21 protein-coding genes and 1 pseudogene are annotated in these 19,222 nt (G+C 64.5%); 5 read left to right on the top strand and 17 right to left on the bottom strand.

All coding sequences use genetic code 11. The features are described from left to right. Positions 1–275: 275 nt before the first annotated feature. From AC1DSF_RS09130 to AC1DSF_RS09110, 5 genes are all read right to left on the bottom strand, one after another. Complete coding sequence (locus AC1DSF_RS09130) at positions 276–515, bottom strand: hypothetical protein (protein WP_478182707.1); 240 nt, start codon at positions 513–515, stop codon at positions 276–278. After that, entirely contained in the window at positions 512–841 is a 330-nt protein-coding gene (locus AC1DSF_RS09125; RefSeq protein WP_478182706.1) for a hypothetical protein, read from the bottom strand. The genes AC1DSF_RS09130 and AC1DSF_RS09125 overlap by 4 nt, the downstream gene beginning before the upstream one ends. Before the next feature lie 136 nt (positions 842–977). Beyond that, the gene (locus AC1DSF_RS09120; protein WP_478124423.1) at positions 978–1,466 is read right to left on the bottom strand and encodes a hypothetical protein; all 489 of its coding nucleotides are present in this window, start codon (positions 1,464–1,466) and stop codon (positions 978–980) included. A 21-nt stretch (positions 1,467–1,487) separates the two neighbouring features. Continuing rightward, a complete protein-coding gene (locus AC1DSF_RS09115; protein WP_478124422.1) occupies positions 1,488–2,642 on the bottom strand; it encodes a zinc-dependent alcohol dehydrogenase in 1,155 nt (384 codons plus the stop codon). 121 nt (positions 2,643–2,763) lie between these two features. Further along, positions 2,764–3,669, bottom strand: a complete 906-nt coding sequence (locus AC1DSF_RS09110) for a 1-acyl-sn-glycerol-3-phosphate acyltransferase (RefSeq protein WP_478143731.1) — start codon at positions 3,667–3,669, stop codon at positions 2,764–2,766. A gap of 64 nt (positions 3,670–3,733) precedes the next feature. Here AC1DSF_RS09110 and AC1DSF_RS09105 point away from each other — a divergent pair, with 64 nt between their 5' ends. Then, entirely contained in the window at positions 3,734–4,675 is a 942-nt protein-coding gene (locus tag AC1DSF_RS09105) for a LysR family transcriptional regulator (protein WP_478182705.1), read from the top strand. 6 nt (positions 4,676–4,681) lie between these two features. On the opposite strand, the gene AC1DSF_RS09100 is transcribed toward AC1DSF_RS09105, so the two are convergent. The 5 genes from AC1DSF_RS09100 to AC1DSF_RS09080 are packed head-to-tail and all read right to left on the bottom strand — an operon-like array spanning position 4,682 to position 10,100. Beyond that, positions 4,682–5,659 carry a Bug family tripartite tricarboxylate transporter substrate binding protein gene (locus AC1DSF_RS09100; protein ID WP_478143729.1) on the bottom strand — a complete coding sequence of 326 codons (978 nt, stop codon included), beginning with the start codon at positions 5,657–5,659 and terminating at the stop codon, positions 4,682–4,684. Then, on the bottom strand, positions 5,656–7,248 hold the full coding sequence (locus AC1DSF_RS09095; protein ID WP_478182704.1) for a bifunctional 3-(3-hydroxy-phenyl)propionate/3-hydroxycinnamic acid hydroxylase: 1,593 nt from the start codon (positions 7,246–7,248) through the stop codon (positions 5,656–5,658). Before AC1DSF_RS09095 ends, AC1DSF_RS09100 begins: the two co-directional genes overlap by 4 nt. 2 nt (positions 7,249–7,250) lie before the next feature. Further along, positions 7,251–8,114, bottom strand: coding sequence for a fumarylacetoacetate hydrolase family protein (locus AC1DSF_RS09090; RefSeq protein WP_478182703.1), 864 nt, complete (start codon positions 8,112–8,114; stop codon positions 7,251–7,253). A gap of 55 nt (positions 8,115–8,169) precedes the next feature. Beyond that, complete coding sequence (locus AC1DSF_RS09085; protein ID WP_478182702.1) at positions 8,170–9,069, bottom strand: VOC family protein; 900 nt, start codon at positions 9,067–9,069, stop codon at positions 8,170–8,172. Next, positions 9,066–10,100 carry an amidohydrolase family protein gene (locus tag AC1DSF_RS09080; protein ID WP_478182701.1) on the bottom strand — a complete coding sequence of 345 codons (1,035 nt, stop codon included), beginning with the start codon at positions 10,098–10,100 and terminating at the stop codon, positions 9,066–9,068. The genes AC1DSF_RS09085 and AC1DSF_RS09080 overlap by 4 nt, the downstream gene beginning before the upstream one ends. A 201-nt stretch (positions 10,101–10,301) precedes the next feature. On the opposite strand from AC1DSF_RS09080, the gene AC1DSF_RS09075 reads away from it, so the two are divergent. Then, positions 10,302–10,724 (top strand): COG4315 family predicted lipoprotein, encoded by a 423-nt coding sequence (locus tag AC1DSF_RS09075; protein ID WP_478182700.1) that lies wholly within the window; start codon positions 10,302–10,304, stop codon positions 10,722–10,724. A 4-nt stretch (positions 10,725–10,728) separates the two neighbouring features. After that, a complete protein-coding gene (locus AC1DSF_RS09070; protein WP_478182699.1) occupies positions 10,729–11,412 on the top strand; it encodes a cupredoxin domain-containing protein in 684 nt (227 codons plus the stop codon). A 41-nt stretch (positions 11,413–11,453) separates the two neighbouring features. Here AC1DSF_RS09070 and AC1DSF_RS09065 read toward each other — a convergent pair whose 3' ends face one another. Then, complete coding sequence (locus AC1DSF_RS09065; protein WP_478124412.1) at positions 11,454–12,050, bottom strand: hemerythrin domain-containing protein; 597 nt, start codon at positions 12,048–12,050, stop codon at positions 11,454–11,456. 122 nt (positions 12,051–12,172) lie between these two features. Next, positions 12,173–12,382, bottom strand: coding sequence for a hypothetical protein (locus AC1DSF_RS09060; RefSeq protein WP_478124411.1), 210 nt, complete (start codon positions 12,380–12,382; stop codon positions 12,173–12,175). Positions 12,383–12,610: 228 nt separating this feature from the next. Between AC1DSF_RS09060 and AC1DSF_RS09055 the strand changes: the two genes are divergently transcribed. Continuing rightward, positions 12,611–14,581 (top strand): hypothetical protein, encoded by a 1,971-nt coding sequence (locus AC1DSF_RS09055; protein ID WP_478182698.1) that lies wholly within the window; start codon positions 12,611–12,613, stop codon positions 14,579–14,581. 105 nt (positions 14,582–14,686) lie between these two features. Here the strand turns inward: AC1DSF_RS09055 and AC1DSF_RS09050 are convergent, their stop codons facing one another. The 4 genes from AC1DSF_RS09050 to AC1DSF_RS09035 all read right to left on the bottom strand — a co-directional run bounded on the left by AC1DSF_RS09050 (position 14,687) and on the right by AC1DSF_RS09035 (position 17,505). Next, positions 14,687–15,067 carry a helicase SNF2 gene (locus AC1DSF_RS09050; protein WP_478124409.1) on the bottom strand — a complete coding sequence of 127 codons (381 nt, stop codon included), beginning with the start codon at positions 15,065–15,067 and terminating at the stop codon, positions 14,687–14,689. 147 nt (positions 15,068–15,214) lie between these two features. Then, positions 15,215–15,427 carry an N-acetyltransferase family protein gene (locus AC1DSF_RS09045; RefSeq protein WP_478124700.1) on the bottom strand — a complete coding sequence of 71 codons (213 nt, stop codon included), beginning with the start codon at positions 15,425–15,427 and terminating at the stop codon, positions 15,215–15,217. Positions 15,428–15,749: 322 nt separating this feature from the next. Next, entirely contained in the window at positions 15,750–16,229 is a 480-nt protein-coding gene (locus AC1DSF_RS09040) for an MgtC/SapB family protein (protein WP_478182697.1), read from the bottom strand. Positions 16,230–16,347: 118 nt separating this feature from the next. Further along, a complete protein-coding gene (locus AC1DSF_RS09035) occupies positions 16,348–17,505 on the bottom strand; it encodes a type 1 periplasmic-binding domain-containing protein (RefSeq protein WP_478182696.1) in 1,158 nt (385 codons plus the stop codon). 89 nt (positions 17,506–17,594) lie between these two features. Here AC1DSF_RS09035 and AC1DSF_RS09030 point away from each other — a divergent pair. Next, positions 17,595–17,891 (top strand): annotated as a pseudogene (locus tag AC1DSF_RS09030) (alpha/beta hydrolase domain-containing protein); the annotation flags it as partial. Positions 17,892–18,002: 111 nt separating this feature from the next. Here AC1DSF_RS09030 and AC1DSF_RS09025 read toward each other — a convergent pair. Continuing rightward, on the bottom strand, positions 18,003–19,214 hold the full coding sequence (locus AC1DSF_RS09025; RefSeq protein ID WP_478182695.1) for a tetratricopeptide repeat protein: 1,212 nt from the start codon (positions 19,212–19,214) through the stop codon (positions 18,003–18,005). Between the last annotated feature and the right edge of the window lie 8 nt (positions 19,215–19,222).

Below are 19,222 nucleotides of genomic sequence, written 5' to 3'. Positions count from 1 at the left end.
CATCTCCGGCGCACCAGCCAGGCAATGAGCTGTCCCGGCTGCTGCGACAGCGGCTCTTCCCGGTGTTCTTCACGGACTCGCGGCCGGCCTTGCGTCCGCGGCAGGTGCGCTGGAGCTGTCTGTTCGTGATCTATGCGCATCGGAGCGGCATGTTGATGAATCTCGAATCTGGCGAGCGCGAACGCGGACCGGATCGGTGGTTGGCCCGACGCTGTGTAGGCGACGCCTCGCATCGCGCACCGCGCACGGGCCAGGCACGGGCCAGGCTTCACGCCTCAGTGGACGGCCTCTGATCCGGCGATCGCCCACACGTCCACTTTCGACTTCGCAAGACATCGGAGCCGATCGCGCAGGTCCTCGGGGCGAGACTTCGCGCTTCCGACCGAGAGGCGAGCCTTGAATTCATTGTTCGCAAAGAGATCGGCATGGCCGAAGACGCGCTTGCCCGCCTGGTTCACCTTGATGTCGATCTGCACGCCGCGGTATACGAGCGGACTCGCCATCGCCGCTTTCATGGCCGGTCTCCCCACGTCGGACGACGCGAACGGACGACGGCGTCCAGCCTCGATTTCCACCCCTTGGGTGGGCTGTGAGACTTGACGTGGGACATCGGCACGTCTCCCGGATACCCGTAGCGGGCGAGTTCTTCGCGTCCCTTCTCGGTGATCGCGAGCACCTGGGCGGCGTCGGAGGGCCCCGAAAGCGTGAGTGGATCGGATGGCGCCGGTGTGAGCGCGATCACGAGTCCCGCAGCGCGCAGCAGTTTGATCTGATCGATCTCGGCCCGCGTGCGAAACGTAGCCGGCAGCGGCGAGCCGGCGAGTTGCCTGAGCATGTCCATGGCCATTTTCTGGTCCTCCTTTTCTCTCTGACCAAAGTGGAACGCCGGAAAAATAAGGGCCGCGGCGACCCTCTTCAAGCCGGCGGAGCGGGCGACAAAGTAACGAATTTTTTCGAACCCGCGAAGTGAGCGCACCTCAGTAGCGCGTGCGCCTGCGCGGCTTCAGCCAGAGATAGAGCAGGCCGCTGACCGCCACGACCGTCAGCGCCTTGCGGGCGGCGCCCATGGGGTTGTGCTTCAACTCGGCACGTCCGCCCATCTCGGCGTAGATCCTCGGCACATGGCCGTGCGACAGGTCTTCGATGAGCCCTTCACCCACGTTGATCCGGTCGGCCAGGAGCAACAGCATCCAGTGGCGAACGTCGTTCTCGCTGTAGCGGAAGGCGATGCGCCTCAGGCTTCCGCTCATGCCCCGCGGCGGTTGGGGCGTGCCAAAGACGGGCGTGATGCCCGGCCGCTCGATGGAGCAGAGGATCTCGACGTTCCTCGGCTGCTGCTCCGGCTTGTCCCAGTGAACGCCCTCGAGGCGCGGCGGAGTCCGCTCTCTCGGATATGCAGGCCGATTGGCATGGTCCAGGTCACTGCCCCAGCCCTTGATGTGGCTGTGCTTGAGAGGTGCTTCCATACGGTTCTCCTTGCGGGGTGTTCAGAGCGTGGCGCCCGGCGGAATCAGCACAGGCTTGATGCAGCCGTCGAGCTTGCTCGAGAAGATGTGATACGCATCGGACACTTCTTCGAGAGGGATCCGGTGCGTGATGATCTTGTGCGGCTCGATGTGGCCGGCCTGGATGTGTTCGATGAGCCGAGGCAGATGGCGCTTCACGCTGGCCTGGTTCATTCGCAGCGTCAACCCCTTGTTCAGCGCATTGCCGATCGGCACGGCATTGAACGTGGTCCCGTAGACGCCGACGATCGACACCACCCCGCCCTTGCGCACCGAGTTGATGGCCCAGTGCAGCACCGTCGACGCGCCCGCCTGCAGCTTGAGCTTGATGCCTGTCAGCCGCTGCAACGCACTGCCGGCCGCTTCGCATCCGACGCAGTCGATGCAGACGTCGGCGCCCATCCAGTCCGTCATCTTCTTGATGTGAATGGCCATGTCGTCCACATACTTGAAGTCGATGGTCTCGCACTGCGCATAGTTCTTGACGAACTCCAGCCGGTACTCGAGGTGGTCGACCACGATGACGCGCGAGGCGCCGAGCAGCCATGCGGACTTGGCCGCGAAGATGCCGATCGGGCCGGCGCCGAAAATGACCACCGTGTCGCCCTCCTCGATCTCGCCCATCTCGGCGGCTTGGTAGCCAGTGGGGAGCGCATCGGTGAGCATCAACGCGTCTTCCAGCAACAGCTCGTCCGGAATCTTTGTCGGGCCGATGTCGGCAAAGGGCACGCGCACGAATTGCGCCTGGCCGCCGTCGTAGCCACCCGCCGTGTGCGAGTAGCCATAGATGCCGCCGACCGCCGTCGCTTCGGGATTGGTGTTGTGGCAGTTGCCGTACAGCTCGCGCTGGCAGAAGTAGCAGGTGCCGCAGAAGACATTGAACGGCACCAGGACACGGTCGCCGACCTTCAGGTTCTGCACCGAGCTGCCCACTTCCTTCACCGTGCCGACGAATTCGTGGCCGAAGGTGGTCCCCACGCGGGTGTCCGGCACCAGCCCATGGTAGAGGTGCAGGTCCGACCCGCAGATGCAGGACCGCTCGACCTGCACGATGGCGTCATTGGGGTGCTCGATCACCGGATCGGGCTTCTGTGCGGCTCGTACGCGATACGGGCCCCGGTAGTTCATTGCAAGCATGCGCGCTCCTTGATCGTTGGACCGACCAAGCTAGGAGCCGACGCAGGCGGCCCTCCGTGGGGCATCGGGCGTAAGGGCTGTAGGCGGCATCCTGCGATCGGCCCGCGGGTGGACGCAGGTGCTAGGCGATGGCGTGTGAAGACGATCCGTTCGCAAGGATGAGTTTGTGCATCTGCGCGGCGATCAAGACATCGAGCGCCTGCACTCCGTCAGATCCAGCTTGCGGCGGGTTGCCGCATGTGACCCCGAAGGTGACCCGCGCCACCAGATCGCGATAGCGCGGAAAGGCCACCTGCAATGCGGCAGCGAACTTTTCCTTGTCGCGCGCAGTGCGGCGAAGCAGGGTCAGCGGATGCCTTTGCGCATGCGGCGAAATGACATGGCTCACCAGCGCGGGCACGAACCGGGTCCGCGGCGCCAGCCGGGCGAACAGGGTGTAGCTGCTCGACCAGTTCAACAAGGACGCTGCGGCCCGCTGCACGCCGAAGGCTGCGGGATCGGGCTCGATCTCACCCGCCGGAAAGGTCAACAACGCACCCCCTTCCTGCAAGTGCCTGGCGGCCGTCCTGAGCACGGCCATGCGTCCGCCTTCGTGGCGCCCGCCTTCCTCATCAGGCAGGAAGATCAGTTGGCGCGCCACGTTAGGCAAGGCGCGAAGGAACGGGCGATCCAGGGCGATCACCCGGAGGTCGGGGCGGGATGCCAAGCTGGTGAAAAGTGCGACCGTGTCGGTCATGCCCGGATGATTCGCGAGGATGACCACCGGCCCTTGTGGTGGAACGTGCTCCAGTCCCGATGTGACGATGCCCGCGGTCATTCGCTTCATCAGCCAGGCGCTGCCCTGCGCGAGACCGTGCTCGCCCACACGGGTATCGAACTCGTGCGCGGTCCGGGCGAATCGGTGGGCGGCGGGCCGGAACAAGCGACGCAACGGCGTGCGGTGCAGGCGCGACAGGCCCGTCGAATCGAGCAGATCGACGACGTTGAGCTCGGTCAGTGTCTCTACCAATGGCGAGGCGGCGGTCATCCCTGGATCTTCATGGTGTGCGCAATGATGCCGCATGATCTCCTGGCTTCCTAGAATCCACGGCATGAATATCACCGACGTGGACCTCAACCTGCTGGTTGCCTTTTCGGCGATGTCGGAGCACCAAAGCGTGACCAAGGCTGGCGAGGCGGTCGGGCTGAGCCAACCTGCGATGAGCGCGGCGGTGCGGCGGCTGCGCGTGCTGTTCGGAGACGCGCTGTTCGTCAAGACGGGCGCCGGCATGCAACCTACGCCGCGCGCCATCGAATTGAGCGAGCCGATCAGGCGCGTCGTGGAGGCGATCAAGACCGAAATCCTTCCTGCCTCTGAGTTCGACCCCGGCAGCGCTCGCAAGCAGTTCTCGATCGTCACGCCCGACATCGCGGAGGTTCACTTCCTGCCGCAGATCCTGTCGCGCCTGGCACAACTGGCGCCTGGATGCTCATTGCGCACGTTGTCGATGGCGCGTCATACGGCGGCCGATGCATTGGCGTCGGGCGCTGCCGAACTCGCGATCGGCTACCTGCCGGATTTGCAGAAGGCCGGCTTCTTCATGCAGAAGCTGTTTCGCAACGACTATGTGTGCATCGTGCGCAGCGCGCATCCTGTGGTCGGCGAGCGCATCTCGCTGAAAACCTACCTGGCCGCTTCGCACGCGGTCGTCAGCCCCGATGGCCGCGAGCATCTGCTGGAGCAGGCTTTGCAGCGCCGTGGGTTGCAGCGCCATGTGGCGGTGGGCCTGTCGCACTTCATGAGCCTGCTGCCGATCATCGAAAGCTCGGACCTCATCGCAACCGTGCCGCGCGATCTGGCGAACATCTGCGTGCGCCACGGAAACATCCGCATCGTCGATCCGCCGTTCCGGTCACCGGTGGTGGAGGTGCATCAGTTCTGGCACCGCCGCTTCCATCAGGATGCGGCCAGTGCTTGGCTGCGCTCACTCGTGCATGAACTGTTCGGCGGCGATGGCCTGCGCAGCTCGCCGGCTGCGCGCAAGCGGTCCTGATCCCGTCTATTCAGGGAGCAGCCCGATCTCGGCTGCGATCTGGCCCAAGCGCTGATGCTCGGCACGCAGATAGGCATCGAACTGCTGCGGCGAAGTGGGCGGCGCGGCGATTGGACCGATCGCCAGCAATTTCTCCGCGAAGGCCGGCTTCTCCAGCATGGCGTTGATGCCGGCATTCATTCGCGCGACGATGGGCGCTGGCGTTCCAGCCGGGGCGACGACGGCCATCCAGCCGACCATGTCGAAGCCCGGCAGAGTCTCCGCCAATGCGGGCACCTTGTCCCAACCGACGATGCGCTTGGGCGAAGTGACGCCCAACATGCGCAGCCGACCGCTGCGCACGAGTTCGGCGGTGGAAGCCACATCGGCCACCAGCGAATCCACCTGGCCGCCGATCAAGTCCTGCACACCCGTGCCGATGGAGCTGTAGGCCACCAGGTTCGCTCCCGCGCCGGTGCGCGCATTGAAAAGGCGCGCGATCATGCCGCCGAAAGTGCGCGGGCCCTCGTTGGCGAGCGACAGCTTGCCCGCATCGGCCTTGCTGCGCGAAACGAGATCGGCCACGGACTTGAAAGGCGACTGCGCATTCACAAGCAGCGCGAACGGACTGTTTGCCACGAAGGCCACCGGACTGAAGTCTTTCAAGGGGTCGTACGACAGGGACTTGAAGAGATAGCTGTTGGTCACCAGCGCCGCCGTCGTCGCGAAATAGAAGGTGTAGCCGTCGGGTGCCGCATGCTTCACGGCCTGTGCGCCAATCACGTTCTGGCCGCCCGGCTTGTTGTCGATGACGAAAGGCTGGCCGACCGACTGCGACAACCCATCGCCGAGAAGGCGGGCCACGTTGTCGGGCCCGGAGCCGGCCGGCTGGGACAACACCAGCCTGATGGGCTTTGTCGGCCAGGGCTCCTGCGCGCGCACGAGACCATAGGGCGCGAAGATGGTTGCAATGGCAAGCTGGATCTGGAAGTCTCTTCGTTTCATCTTGGGTCTCCGGGTTGTTTGTGGGTTCGGACTTCCGGCGAGCCGAGCCGGGCCGCGAGGCTGGCGAGTTGCGCCGCGAGTTCAGCCGGTGTCGCGGCTACGCCGTAGACGTAGCGGTCCGGCCGGACGATGGCAGCGCCGCAGCCGTGGCGGCGAAACCATGCAGCCGCCACGTCCTCGGTCTCGCGCAGCGCATCCAATCGAATGGTCTGCAGAGTGGGCCAGGCCGCCAGAGCAGCGGGGCCGGCTTCATCGAAAGCCGCATCGAGCACCAGCCACCATCCGTCGCCGGCCAGCGTGTCGAAGCGAATCCGCTCGCCGCCCTGCTCAAGCCATGGCTGGGGAAAGATCGTGCCGACTGCTGCGCTCGCCGTGGGCGACAGCAGTCCGCCCTGCAACCTCGGAATGACATCCTGTCGTGGCGTGTCCACCACCATCCCGCCGCCCTGCGCCAGCAGATGGGCATCGCGCTCCCGCCCCTTTGCCGGATCGCGCTCGCAGATCACGGCACCAATGTCCTTGATGCGCGTGGTCAACTGGCGCACATGCTCGCCGCGCTCGACGCCGTAGCTGTCGAGCAGCGACTCGGTGGCGTCCGCTCCCATGTTGTCGCGCAGCACCGCGCGCAGCTTCCAGCTCAGGTTGGCTGCATCGCGAATACCCTGGCACATGCCCTGTCCAAGAAACGGCGGCTGCTGGTGCGCCGCATCGCCCGCGATGAAGACGCGGCCGCGGCGCCATTGCTTTGCCACCAGCGCATGGAAGCGATAGCTCGCCTGGCGCCAGAGCTCTCCGTCGGACGGCGTCATCCAGCGCGCGAGCAGTTCCCAGGTACGCGCCGGCGTGGCGGCCACTTGCGGGTCCTCACCTTCCTTCAGCGAGATCTCCCAGCGCCGATGCCTGCCCGGCCCAATGAGGAAGCTGCTCGGACGCGCAGGGTCGCAATACTGCATGCTGGTCTTCGGCAGCTTCGCCAGGCCGCGGTCGTTCGCCAGGACGTCGATCACGAGCCAGGGCTCGTCGAAGGCCAGGTCTTCGAGTTCGAGGCCCATTGCTTCACGAATGCCGCTGGAGGCCCCATCGCAGGCAACCACATAGCGCGCGCGCACAGTCCGTATGTCGCCCTCGGCATCCTTCACATGCAATTGGACGCCGGCTTCGTCCTGCTCGATGCGGATCACCTCCGAGCCGAGCGCGGCCGTGACGCCGGGCATGCGCGAGACATGCTCGCGCAGCTTCTTCTCGATAGCCGGCTGGGTGAAGACGTTCGAGGGCGTATAGCCCAGCGGATAGGGCGGATCGACCATCGTCATGCGCTTGATCAACTGCCCGTCGACGCCAAAATATTCCGACGGAGTGAACGGCTCGACGTCCGATTCGATCTTGTCGATGACACCGATCTGCTGAAACACACGCAGGATCTCGTGGTCGATCGCAATCGCCCGCGGCTTGTCGTACACCTCGGTCGAGCGGTCGCAGACCCACGTGCGCAGCCCATAGCTCGCGAGCAGGCCGGCCGCCGCAGCACCCGACGGGCCGAAGCCGATCACCGCGACGTCCACGATGTCGCGTGTCGAGTCGTCCGTCATCGTCAAGCCTCTTCGTCGACGATCGGATTCACGAGGGTCCCGATGCCTTCGATGTCGACTTCGAAGCGGTCGCCATGCTTCATCCAGACGGGCGGCGTCCGGGCCTGCCCGACACCGGCGGGCGTGCCCATCACGATCACATCGCCGGGTTCGAGCGTCAGGCATTCGGTGAGCAGGGCGAGCGTCTCGGCCACGCCCCAGATCATGTCGGCGGTGTTGGCGTCCTGCATGACCTCGCCGTTGAGGCGGCCCTGGATCCTGAGACCCACCGCGCCCGGCGGCAGTGCATCGGCACTCACCAATACCGGGCCGAAGCCGCCGGTCCTGTCGAAGTTCTTGCCGATGGTCCATTGCGGCGTGCGCTTCTGGTAGTCCCGTACCGACATGTCGTTGAAGCAGGTGTAGCCGAAAACGAGCGACAAGGCATCGTCCTGCGAAACATGCTTGCCGGACTTGCCGATCACCACCGCAAGTTCGGCCTCGAAGTCGAATTTCTCCGAAACCCTCGGCCGCAACCCAGGTTCGTTCGCCGCAAGCAGGGATGTCGCGCCACGGTAGAAGAACCATGGATACACCGGCTTCTCGCGGCCGCCCTCCTTCGCATGGTCGTAGTAATTGAGACCGAGGCAGATGATCTTGCCGGGCTCCGGGATCAGCGGCGCGAACTTGATGGCGCCGATGCCCAAGCGCGGCGCAGACGAGGCGATGGCGGCCTTTGCCGCTCCAGCAAGGTCCGCGCCCGCTCGCAATGCCGCGCGCAGATCTGCCGGCACTTGAGGCTGGGCCTTGTTCAGGTCGATGACGCCATCGCCATCGACAACCCCGAGCCGGGGCACGCCCGCTTCGATGAAAGTCACGAATTTCATTGGGTTCTCCGTTTGATTTCTTTTGCCGTGCCCATGCACTCATGGACCCGTGCACTCATGCAGGCTTGAACAGCACCCGGCGTTGCGCCTCTTTGAGTCGCGCGCTCGGCGGCCGCGAAATGCCCCAGTGGTCGACCCGTCCGGGCGGCCACTTCCAATCTTCCGGACGGCCTGCCACGTAGCTGTCGTCGATCTGTTCGACCTCGGCCGTGTACTCGATGACGATGCCGAACGGGTCGATGAAGTAGTTGAAGGCGTTCGCGCCCGGACCATGGCGACCCGGACCCCACTCGATCGGATGGCCCGCGTCCTTCATCCGGCCGCCGCCGCGCATCACCGAATCGAGCTCCGGCATCATGAAAGCGATGTGATTGAGCGCATCGTTGTCCGAGTCGCCGAGCGCGATGCTGTGATGGTCGCGGTCGCAATTCATGAAGGCCATGATGCGGGTCCGGTCCGCCAGCGTGAAGCCCAGCGCCTGTTCGAAGAAGCGCTGGGTCGCCTCCACGTCGTGCGCGTTCAGCACCGCGTGCGCCAGCCGGATCGGCCGGTCCCTGACCTCCGTGGCCTCGGCGCGGCGCTCGTCGCCATGCACGACCTCGATCACTCGGCCGTCGGCATCGGCGAGCAGCATTGCAATGCCGCCCGATGGCTCATCGCTCGCGCACGGCGCCTGGAGCACGCGGCCGCCGGCCGCCACTGTTGCATCGGCGACGTGCTGCAGCGCCTGCGCCGAGCGGGCGCGCAACGTGACCTTGCGAATCGCCGGTGCGAGGCCGCCGCGGTGCAGGGCCAGCAGATGGTGATCGGCACCCGTGCCGCGCAGGTAAAGCACCTCGGCGCTCCGCGCGGCGACTTCGAGGTTCCATGTGCCGGTATAGAAAGTCTCGGCCAGCGCAAGATCGGGCACGTCGAGCGAGACGCTGCGCAGCCCCGCGATCCACGGTGAACTCATGGGGAACTCCTTGTCTCAATGCCCAGGAAGGCTTCGGCGTTCAGATGAACGAGCCGCGCCCGCGTGGGCTCGTCAAAGCCTGCTTCGGCCACGCGTTGCGCGGGCAGGCGCTCGTGGAAGTTGAATGGATAGTCGCTGCCGAGCATCAGTTGCCCGTGGCCGAACGTCTTCACCAAGTGCTGCAGGGCAGGCGTGTCGAACACCAGGGTGTCGTAGTAGAGCCGGCGGGCCTGCTCCACCGGTGACAACTGAAGAGCCTCTTTCAAGGCGGGGAAGACCTGCCAGCCCTGCTGCAGCCTGGGCAACAGCGCACTCAGGGTGCCGCCGCCATGGCTGAAGGCAACGCGCAGGCGCGGGCGGCGCAACATCAGGTTGCTGGTGATCACTGAAGCAGCGGAGAGTCCCACTTCAGCGGGGTAGGCGAGCACTTGCTGCAACGGCGGCGGCCCGACCAGCCGGTCCATGCCCGTCGGCTTCACGGCATGAACGAACACCGGCATGTTCAGCGCCTCGCACGCCTCGAAGAAGGGATCGAGGCTCGGATCGCCCACGGGAACCCCATTGACGTTGCTTCCCACTTCGATGCCGACGAGGCCCGGCGTTCGATGGATGTGCTGCAGCTCCGCGATGGCGGCATCGATGTCCTGCAAGGGCACCGCGCCAAAGCCCAGCAATGCACCCGCCGACTCGTCGACCATCGCAGCGATCGTCTGATTGAGAAAGCGCAGCAATTGCTGCGCTGCGGGAGCGTCCATCCAATACGACAGCAGCTCGGGCATCGGCGAAATCACCTGGCGCGAGAGCCCCATGGATGGCAGGTCTGCGAGCCGCTTCGGCACATCCCAGGCCTTGTCGGAGACCGTGCGATAGAGCTTGCCCGCGATCATCACGTTGCGATGACATTCGTGCGCCGGCGCCATCGAAGGCCATTGCGCCGGCAGCTTGCTGCCCAGGTAAGCAGGGAAGTCCCGCGGGACGACATGCGCATGCACGTCGACACCGCAGCGGCATGTCATCGTTGCGTTGCCCATCCAGTTGTCTCCAGCTCTATGGGGCCGAACTCTAGACAGAAGCGCCGCATCGATGAAGGTGATTCCGTGAATACATTGAATTCATGCGGTGGATGCACCCGCAAACGAAGCTTCGTGGCCGTGACAAAGTGCGCAGTGGCGTTGCTGTATCTAAATGTTTAATACACCGCGATCTCAACAAAACTCCAAAGGAGCCACTCCGTGCGCCACTCAATGCGTCGCTCAATGTGCAATGCCGCCATCAGTCTCGCCCTTGTCTCCGGCCTGCTCGCCGGTTGCGCGACCAAGGCGCCAACGGCCGCCAACGTCTCGACCATCAAGCTCGCCAACGGAATTCTGGTCGACGACAAGGGGATGACTCTCTACACCTTCGACGACGACAAGCCGAACACGGGCCGTTCGGCCTGCTATGGCAATTGCGCCGTGACGTGGCCGCCGGTCCTCGCTGGCGAAGGCGTCAATCCGACGGGCAATCTCTCGGTGATCACCCGCGCCGACGGTGCCAGGCAGTGGACATTCAAGGGTCAGCCGCTCTACACGTGGCCCGAGGACCAGGAGCCCGGGGACGTGTACGGCGACAACTACGACAAGGTCTGGCACGTCGTGAAGACGGGCCAGCTGTAAGCGTATGCAGAGCCACTCCTCACGCCGGCGCGTCTTGGCCATCCGCAGTTCGGTGGTTGCCCTGGCCGGTGCGCTTCTCTGCGCACTTTGCGCGGCAACGCCGCTTCAGGTCAGCGTCATTGACAAGGACGGACAACCCGTGACCGACGCGGTCGTCGTCGTGGTCACGACCTCGAAGGCGGCACCGTCCCGTCCGTTGGCCAAGGAGGTGACGATCAGCCAGGAGAAGATGCGCTTCGTTCCCGCAGTGACCCTGGTACCGGTCGGCGCAAAGGTTCACTTTGTCAATAACGACCCATGGGATCACCACGTGCGGGCTTCAGCCGCCGGGGTCGCGCAATTCGATGTCGGTCCCGCAGGCGGCTTCGAACTGATGATCGCCGGCAAGCCCGAAGGCAAACCCGGCAAGACGGCCGACGCGGCTTTCGAGAAGGCCGGCCCGGTGCTGCTCGGGTGTCATCTCCACAGCTCGATGCGGGGACACGTCTACGTGAGCGACTCGCCCTGGGCCGCAGTGACGGCCGCCGACGGCCTCGCCACGCTCGACGTGCCCGAGGGCGCCGCGACCATCAAGGTGTGGCACGCAGACCAGCTCATCGACATCGCACCGCTCCAGGTGGTGCTCGGAGATGGCCCGGCCAAGGCGAGCTTGCAACTCAACGTGGTTCCTCGGCGCAAGAGGATCTGAGGGTCTGAAGGCTCTGCCCGCGCGTGCTGCGCGCGCGGCCGTCACAAATGCGGATGTGCGCTCTTTGAGCGCGCTCTCGCCCGGCCGATGGCCAGCACGCTGAGCGCCGCCGCAGCCGCGAAAGCAAGCGCCGCTGTGTTGCCCGACACCGCGCGCCCCATGTCGAGCGCGATCTCGCCCGTGCGTGGCGCAACCAACTGGAGGCGCCGCTTCGTCAACTGCGTGCCCAATTCGCCGAGCTGGTCGCGCATCTTCTGCTCGGCCGCGGGAAACACGATGGTTTCCTCATCGGCCACGTGGTGAATGACGTCGCGCATGAGAGCCATCACTGTCTCGTCGTAGTCGATCGCCTCGGGCTCCATCTGGCGAAGCAGTTTGATCAGCCGCTTCATCTCATCGTGCTCGTGCAGGCTTTGCTGGATGCGCTCGCCGCAGATCTCCCGCACCGCCGGATAAAAAATCTCTTCTTCCAGCTGCGCATGTATCTCCAGGGAGGTGCAGATGGTGTTCACGAGACCCTTCTTGACGCGCGTGGGCGCATCCACCTTGAACTGGTGGAACGTGGACATGACATGCGTATGGTCCAGCCGAAGCATATTGGTCGCGCTGGGCATGATCTGGGAGACGAGACTGGTCATGAGACCTCCATTAAACAGTGATGGCTCATTGAAAGATCAGCACTGCGATCCTCCCGTCAGAAAGAGGCGAGCGCGCCGCGCGTCTGCATCCTACGTAGCGCTGCCGAGCGGCGCGGCTAGCATCACCGTGGCCGAGGTGCCGCTTCCGGCGTCAGCGCCTCGCGGCCCTTGTCGGTGATTCCGTAGACCATGACTTCATCCAAGTCTTCAGAAAGGCCCGCTTTGACCAGTCCGGCGGCATTGAGGAGCATCACTTTTTCAACCCTCTCGCCATCGTGGAAAAGTTGCGGAAAGGGCCCTTTTCCCACCTGGGCCAGAAGTTCAAACGGCATAGCTTTTGTCTCCATCGTCTTGCGCTAAAACGGAAAAAGCCCCTCGCCAAGGAGCCTTGCGCGAGGGGTCTGTGACAACTCCGGCGTGCGTTTGCGTGCCGAAATCGTCGACGCACCATATGCCCCGGTGACAAGGGGCTGTTCAGAGGTTTTCGCAGCCGCGTGTAGGACAGCGCTTATTGTCCGGAATCGTCCACATCGCATTCATTGATCCTGACCCGAGGTTTCATGAAAAAACTCTCTTCACGTTGGCTTGTGCTCCTGCTGGAGTCCAGTGCATTCGCGCTCTGTCTCTGTGGAAGCGCCTATGCCCAGCCCAAGGCACCAGCGACCGCGGCAACCCCGAAGACTCAGGCGCCCCCGCGCGCTGCGCACGGAAGTAGCGACATCGTCGATTCCAAACTGGCGGTGACCAAGAATTCGTATGTCCAGATGGCGGGCCAGCTCAGCAGCGACGCGGGCATCGCCTACCGCTACGGGCCGGACGCGACGGCCTACGGCACGGCCAACACAGGGCCTGCCCTTGCGAAACGGGAGGACACGCGGCTCACCGAGCCGGCGCAGAACCTCCCGTTCTACTGGTCCGTTGGCGGGCCGGTGACGGCCGACGCGGGCCCCTTCTCCACAAACCAGGCCAATGCGATCTTCGTGGCGGACGATCCAGCGCAACGGGTCGGGGTCAGCCTGCTCCAGGTTTCCGCCTACATGTACAACGTGTTTGCCCAACTGCCCCAGCTTCCGTGGCAGATCTACCAGGCAGGGCAAGGCATCGACACGCCCAACGTCATGAACTACAAGGCGGCCGGCATCGCCAGCGGAAATCCGGTCGCCATCGGACGCTGCTCCGGCCGCACCGGCTTCTGCGCGGAAGCCGTGGTCGCTTTCCAGAACGGAGTGCTCGGCGCAGTGGGCAGCAACACGGCGAGCAACAACGCCACCGCCAGGCTCGCGCCCAACAAGGTGCCGACCGGCGTCGCCGTGACCAACGGCAACGAATTCGCACTGGTCACCGTCTGGGACACCGCAGCGATGAAAGGCCAGGTCGCCGTGGTGGCGCTCGCCGGCTTGTGCGACGGCTGCGACGCAATGAATGCCGCGGAGCACAAGGCGGACGGCCGCTCTTACGCAGCCTGGCACAACTGGTGGAACGACTGGATCGGCGTCTACCCAGGCTTGCCCAACATGGGCAACATCGCCTTCATGAAGGTACTGGGCTATGTCGATCTGCCCGGGATGACGGCGCCAACCGAGATTGCGGTCACCACCGGCCTGGACCAGTTCAGCACGGTGCAGGGGGGCGGCATCTTCATGGGCGCCGACCACTCGCCCCTGCACAAGCATTGGGCGAGCTTCGTTCGCGGCGGACCCAACTATGATCGCTACGCCAAGGGCGGCGTGGCCGTGGTGATATCGAAGTCGGAGCAGAAAGCGGCCTTCATCGATCTGAGGCCACTCTTCAGCTACTTCAACGACACCTACTTCAGCCCCAACGTCGTCAGCACATCCAATCTCGGACGCGCACCCAACCACTGGCCCTTCGCCTTCGAGCACGTGCCCTCGCAGATGCCGGAGGTGATCAAGACGGTATCGCTCGGCGCCCGGCCCACCGCCGTGAAGACGACCATCTTCGGCAGCAATCAGCGCGCCTGGATTGCCACGCAGGACGGCACGCTGCACATCTACAGCCTGGGCGGCTTTGCGCCGGGTGCCGTGGTCGCCACGCCGAAAGCCGATGCGGATGCCATCGCCGAAGTCGGCACGGTGACCGGCATCGGCCGCAATCCGACGTCCCTGGCCACGTCGAAGGGCGAACCGGGCAAGTGGGACGGCGAACCGATCAACCAGCAGGTGATCGTCGGCTCGCGCGGCGACAACCGGATCTCTTGGGTGCGCTTCTCGAAGGACGGCAACACCGGCAGCGTCGTTCGCACGATCAAGCACAACCTGCTGACGGATCTCGTCGCAGTCGAAGAGGCCGACAATTTCGCCAACGGCAATCACGTAGTGAGCGTGGCCGACTACGCGGGAAGGGCCGTGCGCAACTATCGCTATGGGCCCGTCGTCTTCGCGGACGGCGGCGCTTGCCCCGCGCCCAAGGGGTGCCCGGTCAATGCGATCAACGGCAGCATCGCCGAGTACGGGGGCGCCCTGTCGATGCCCGGCAAACCTTTCCAGATCTCAACGGCGAACGTGCCCTGAGGCGCGCAAGGCTCCTGTTTGCTCCCTACTCGTGTGGGGGCAGATCCCCTTCAACAAAAAAAGCCGGGACACGAGCACCGGCTTCTTTGCCTTGAGTTGGCCTACTCACAGGGGAAGACCGCGCCCGCGCGAAGCGGCAAAGGCTTGGGACCGCACGCTGGCGCGATCGACGACGCCGACGGCTACGCTGCCGACGCCTTGCCCATAGCCTTCCGCGTACGGGTTCGCGCTGTGCGCGGCCACAACTGCATCGTTGCGCACGTAGGTGCGAGCGACCGATGAGTTCAGCCGCGGCGCCACGCGCGAAGAGACACCTTCGGCGTACGGGTTGTCGCTGTGCGCGGCAACGACGGCCTGAGAGCGGACGTCGCCGCGTTGGTTGACAGACACGGGCGCGTGCACGCCTTCATAAGTTTCCGCTTGAGCGGCGATCGCGGCCAGGAGCGAGACAGCGGCGGCGGCGGCAATGATCTTCGAGGTCTTCATTTCGGATTCCTTCAATGGTTGGGATGATTTGCAACAGAACATCGGATGAGGCCTGTCAGATGAAGTTTGCGACAGCTGGCCGAATAGAAAAACCGCTCATCTCGCACTGTTGATTTGTGAACATCGCAAAAATGCTCGCAGGTGTTCTCATGACTGCTTCTGAAGATCCAGACGGAGCGTCGTCACGATCCCCGACAGGCGAAGGGCAGTGAATCCAAACCGTCGGGCAAGCGCAAGCACTCCTACGTTGGTTGCGAGCGCATGCCCGCTCAATTGGCGGAAGCCATATCGGCGCGCTGCGTCGATGAGGCGTGACATCAATTCGCGCCCGAGGCCAAGCCCCTGCCAGGCATCCGCCACCACGATGGCAAAGTCTGCCTCTTGCTGCGACTACCTCAGCGGCAAGGTGCGGGTCTTCATCGATTGGGTCATTGCGCTGTTCGAGCGACACGAACATCTGAAGCGGCCACACACCTCTCCCTAGCGTCCTGAGGCGCCGAAGCGCGTCGGCGATCACCACTATTGCCGTTCGAACAAAGGTCGGTTTCACCGTGCCCTCTGGATAGCTGGGCGACCTATCCCTAGAGTCTCCTCATTGGTTCCAATGGAACTACTTAGGAGACGGCGATGAAGCTATGGAAATTCATTGAAGAGCATCACGAAGACTTCGGCGCCGCGCTCTTCATCCTGCCGTGCCTGTTGGCAACGTTCTCGATCGCCGGCGTTGAACAGAGACTGAAAAGACGAAGAGTGCAGTCAATCCCACGGCCGGCAAGTAGAAGCCGACGCCCACCAGAATGCCGATGGCCGAAGAACCCCATATTGACGCCGCAGTGGTTAACCCGCGGACATTGAGGCCCGTCTTGACGATGAGACCTGCCCCCAGGAATCCAATGCCCGCCAGGATGCTGCCGATCACTCGAGTGGGGTCCCCCTCGGTAGCATGCACGGTCCCCCAATACCAAAGCCACGGGAAGCCCGCCAGCAGGGTCACCGCACAGGAAGTGGTGCACACCAGACAATAGACCTGGCTGCCCGCGGCTCGCCCGCTGAAGTAGCGTTCGTAGCCAACGGACCAGCCCAGCAGCAGCGCAATGCCCATGTTCGCCACCATCCAGAGGCCGGCGCTATGCCAAACGGTACTGAGGTCGAAATGAGGCATGCGAGCTCCGCAGAGAAGCTCTTGCCCTGCCGCAGATACGGTAAGGCGCCGCGGGGGCAGAGCATCTCAGGCGGCGATTTAAGCAACGCCCGAGCGATCCGTCGAGGTTCTGTGAGGCTCAACCGACGAAGTTGCCGTTTCCGTTGAGCAGTGTCTGGCTCACGAATTCGCTCGCGCGCCCAGCTTGGTTGAAAGCGAGGTGCCAGCCATCGAGCTCGAGTGGGCGTCGACGCTGGAATTCCGCAAGCACGCGTGCGCGCGTCGGATTGGCGCCGACCCCCGCGAGTACCGTCGCCGTGTAGCGCCCTGCCAAATAGCCGGCCAGGCTCACCGGCGACGGCGCCTCGTCAAACAGACGCTGCAGGGCCGCCCGGTATGCGAGGACCACGGGCAACTTGCTGGTGAGTGGGTTTGGAACCACATCGGTGAATATCACCGGTACCGACTTCCCGGGGTTCAACTGCATGAATGTATTTGTGTCGCTGTCCGACAGGCACACCATGTAGCGCTGCATGCCGCGCTTGCTGAGTCCCCGCGTGAACAGCGACAGTTCGATGCTGCCACCCATGAACAAAAGGTAGAACGGTGCGCTCGCCGGCAGACGCGAGGCGAAACCGGCGACGTCCTGGTCGGGCGGCACGACGATGTCGCGCGTATTCACTTTCAGGCGGCTCGCCATGGCGGCCATCCCGCCGTGCATCGCCTGTGCGTGACGCGGGTTCGGGTAAACGACCCCGAGTTCGCTCACGCCAGCCACCGCGAGCGCCTTGAGTACATGCCGGACCTGATCTTCGCGCGAGGCGAAAAGCGCGAACAGGCGTGGATCCCCATCCATCCGCGAGTCCGCAAGCCAGGGCGCGACATGCGCAATGTCCATGCCCAACTGCGCGGATTCGGCAAGGCTCGAAAGCGCCAACTCCTCGCCTACCGCGCCCAAGATGGCGACCTGAGCCGGGTCATTCCTGACGTCCTGCAAAGCGCTGCGGACCGCCGCCTTCGTGCCATCGGTCTCGACGGTGGCGAGTTGCGGCACCGGCACCTTCGATTTCTTCAGTTCGGCGAAGGCCAGGCGAAGTCCGGTCGAATAGTCGCGTGACAACTGCTGCTGGTCTGGCGACATGTCGAGCAACTGGGTCACCCGCAAGGCGCTGACATCGAGCGGTCGCGACTGCGCGTGGACGAATGAAACGGGCGTGGAAAGAGCGGCAAAGCTGGCGATTCCAGCCGCGCTGCGGAGGAAGCGCCGCCGATGATGGACTGTTCTGGACGAATTCATCGGGCGCATCCTGCGGATGCAATATGTCGATTCAACGACACAGGCCTGCGTGGACGTGAACTAAGTCACGATCGCGTCACGCTTTCAGCGCTGGTATCGCGACGCAGGTGCCGCCCGCCTACCTGGGACGCGACTACGCGATCCTGGTGCCACAGGTCGACGCCGACGGCAACGACCTGGCCGGCATCCGCAGCCTCGATGTGGCCGTGCCGCTGGGCACCAACACCGGCTGGAACGTCACGAACGTCCCGGGGCGTATCGACCAAGCCGGTTACGTGGCGGCCGTGACCTCTGCAGCCAACGACCTGGTGGCGAAGCGCTTCATGCTGCGCGCGGATGCCGATGCAGCAATCGCTGCGGCAGCGGCGACACCGGTTCTGCCTTGACTTGGAAAACGGCTCGGCGATCTCCGCTGATCGGCTCGGCCGGCCCGCGCCGGTGAGCACAAGGCAACATGCACGCCATCGATTGCGGAGCGCGAAAAAGGTATGCCTGACTCAGCGAGGCATGAGCACCTGAAGCGCAATGCGCATTCCGTACTCGTAGGCCTCATCGGCGGGTATGGCGCCGATTTGCCTTTCAGCAGCGCCCACCGACGACGAGGCCGAGACGACAGCTGGCGCCGAAACCGGAAAAAAGTCGAGCCAGTGCGAAGCGGACAGCATCGCGGGCTCTTCCCCGCGACCCTCCAGCACCATCCCTGCAAGCCGCCCTGCAGCGTCGAGAACCGGTCCGCCGTAACTGCCAACTATTCCGATGCCGAGCTTTCGATAGCCATCGCGACCCAGAAAACTGCCAAAGAAGCCTTGACTCAGCCAAGGCCATGCAGGCTGCGCGCTCTCCTGTGCCGCATAGGCGAATGCGAAACCTGCGCTCCCCGCGAACGGATCCCGCGGCGCCACGGCCGGGATCCCCTCGACCGGTAGTGCAACGTCAAGGCGCAGCACCGTGACGCCGCGCGACGCGAGGGGCTGCGCGACATCCGCATGCGCTTGCGTTATCAGCCCCATGCCGTTGCGGACCCGGACGGCCTCGCTGCTCGCAGGCTCCACGGCTGTGCTGGGTACCAGCGCCATCGTCCCATTGGCGACCAGCACGCCACTCGAAACCACGCGGACCGAATTCGGAAGGGTCGGCGCGCCGCGCTCCGACACGGCCTGCGGTGCCATGCGCTGCGGCGACTGCAACAAGAGGCCCGTTGCGACGGGGGCCGCAGACGCGAAGGCTCGGGCGACTTCGAGCCCGACGGGATCTCCTGGCAGGCGCTCGCGCGTTTCCGTGAGCACGCGCGTCGCAAATTGCCTCTGTCCCCCTGCGCTGAGCAGCCAGGCGTACAACGCGCCCGCAGCGCCGGATTCAAGGTGAGCGCCGCTCACATGGGCACAGAAGGACAGTGCCCGCCGGTACTGCCCGGCCTGCATGTAGGCACGGACAAGGCCCATCTCGGTATCGGGCGCGTGCAGCATCATGGCCGCGCGCTCGAAGGTGTCGGTGGCCTCGACGACTTCGCCGCGGGCGAGTTGCGCCTCGGCGCGGTCTAGCAGCGCGGAGCGGGCCGCCATCATCATGGGGTCGTTCACCCGGAAGTCCGTGATCGCCGCCGCCGAGTGAGGCCAGGAGTTGTTCGCGGGGGCCTGCTGTGCGAGGCTCTGCATACCCTGCAGGCTCAACGCGAGCACCGCCATTGCAAGGGTCCGGACCGCGCGCATCAATCTCG

The sequence above is a fragment of the Variovorax sp. 01N429 genome (assembly GCF_056399425.1).
Note: the sequence above shows the minus strand (reverse complement) of the source record. Positions and strands in the feature narration are given on the sequence as shown.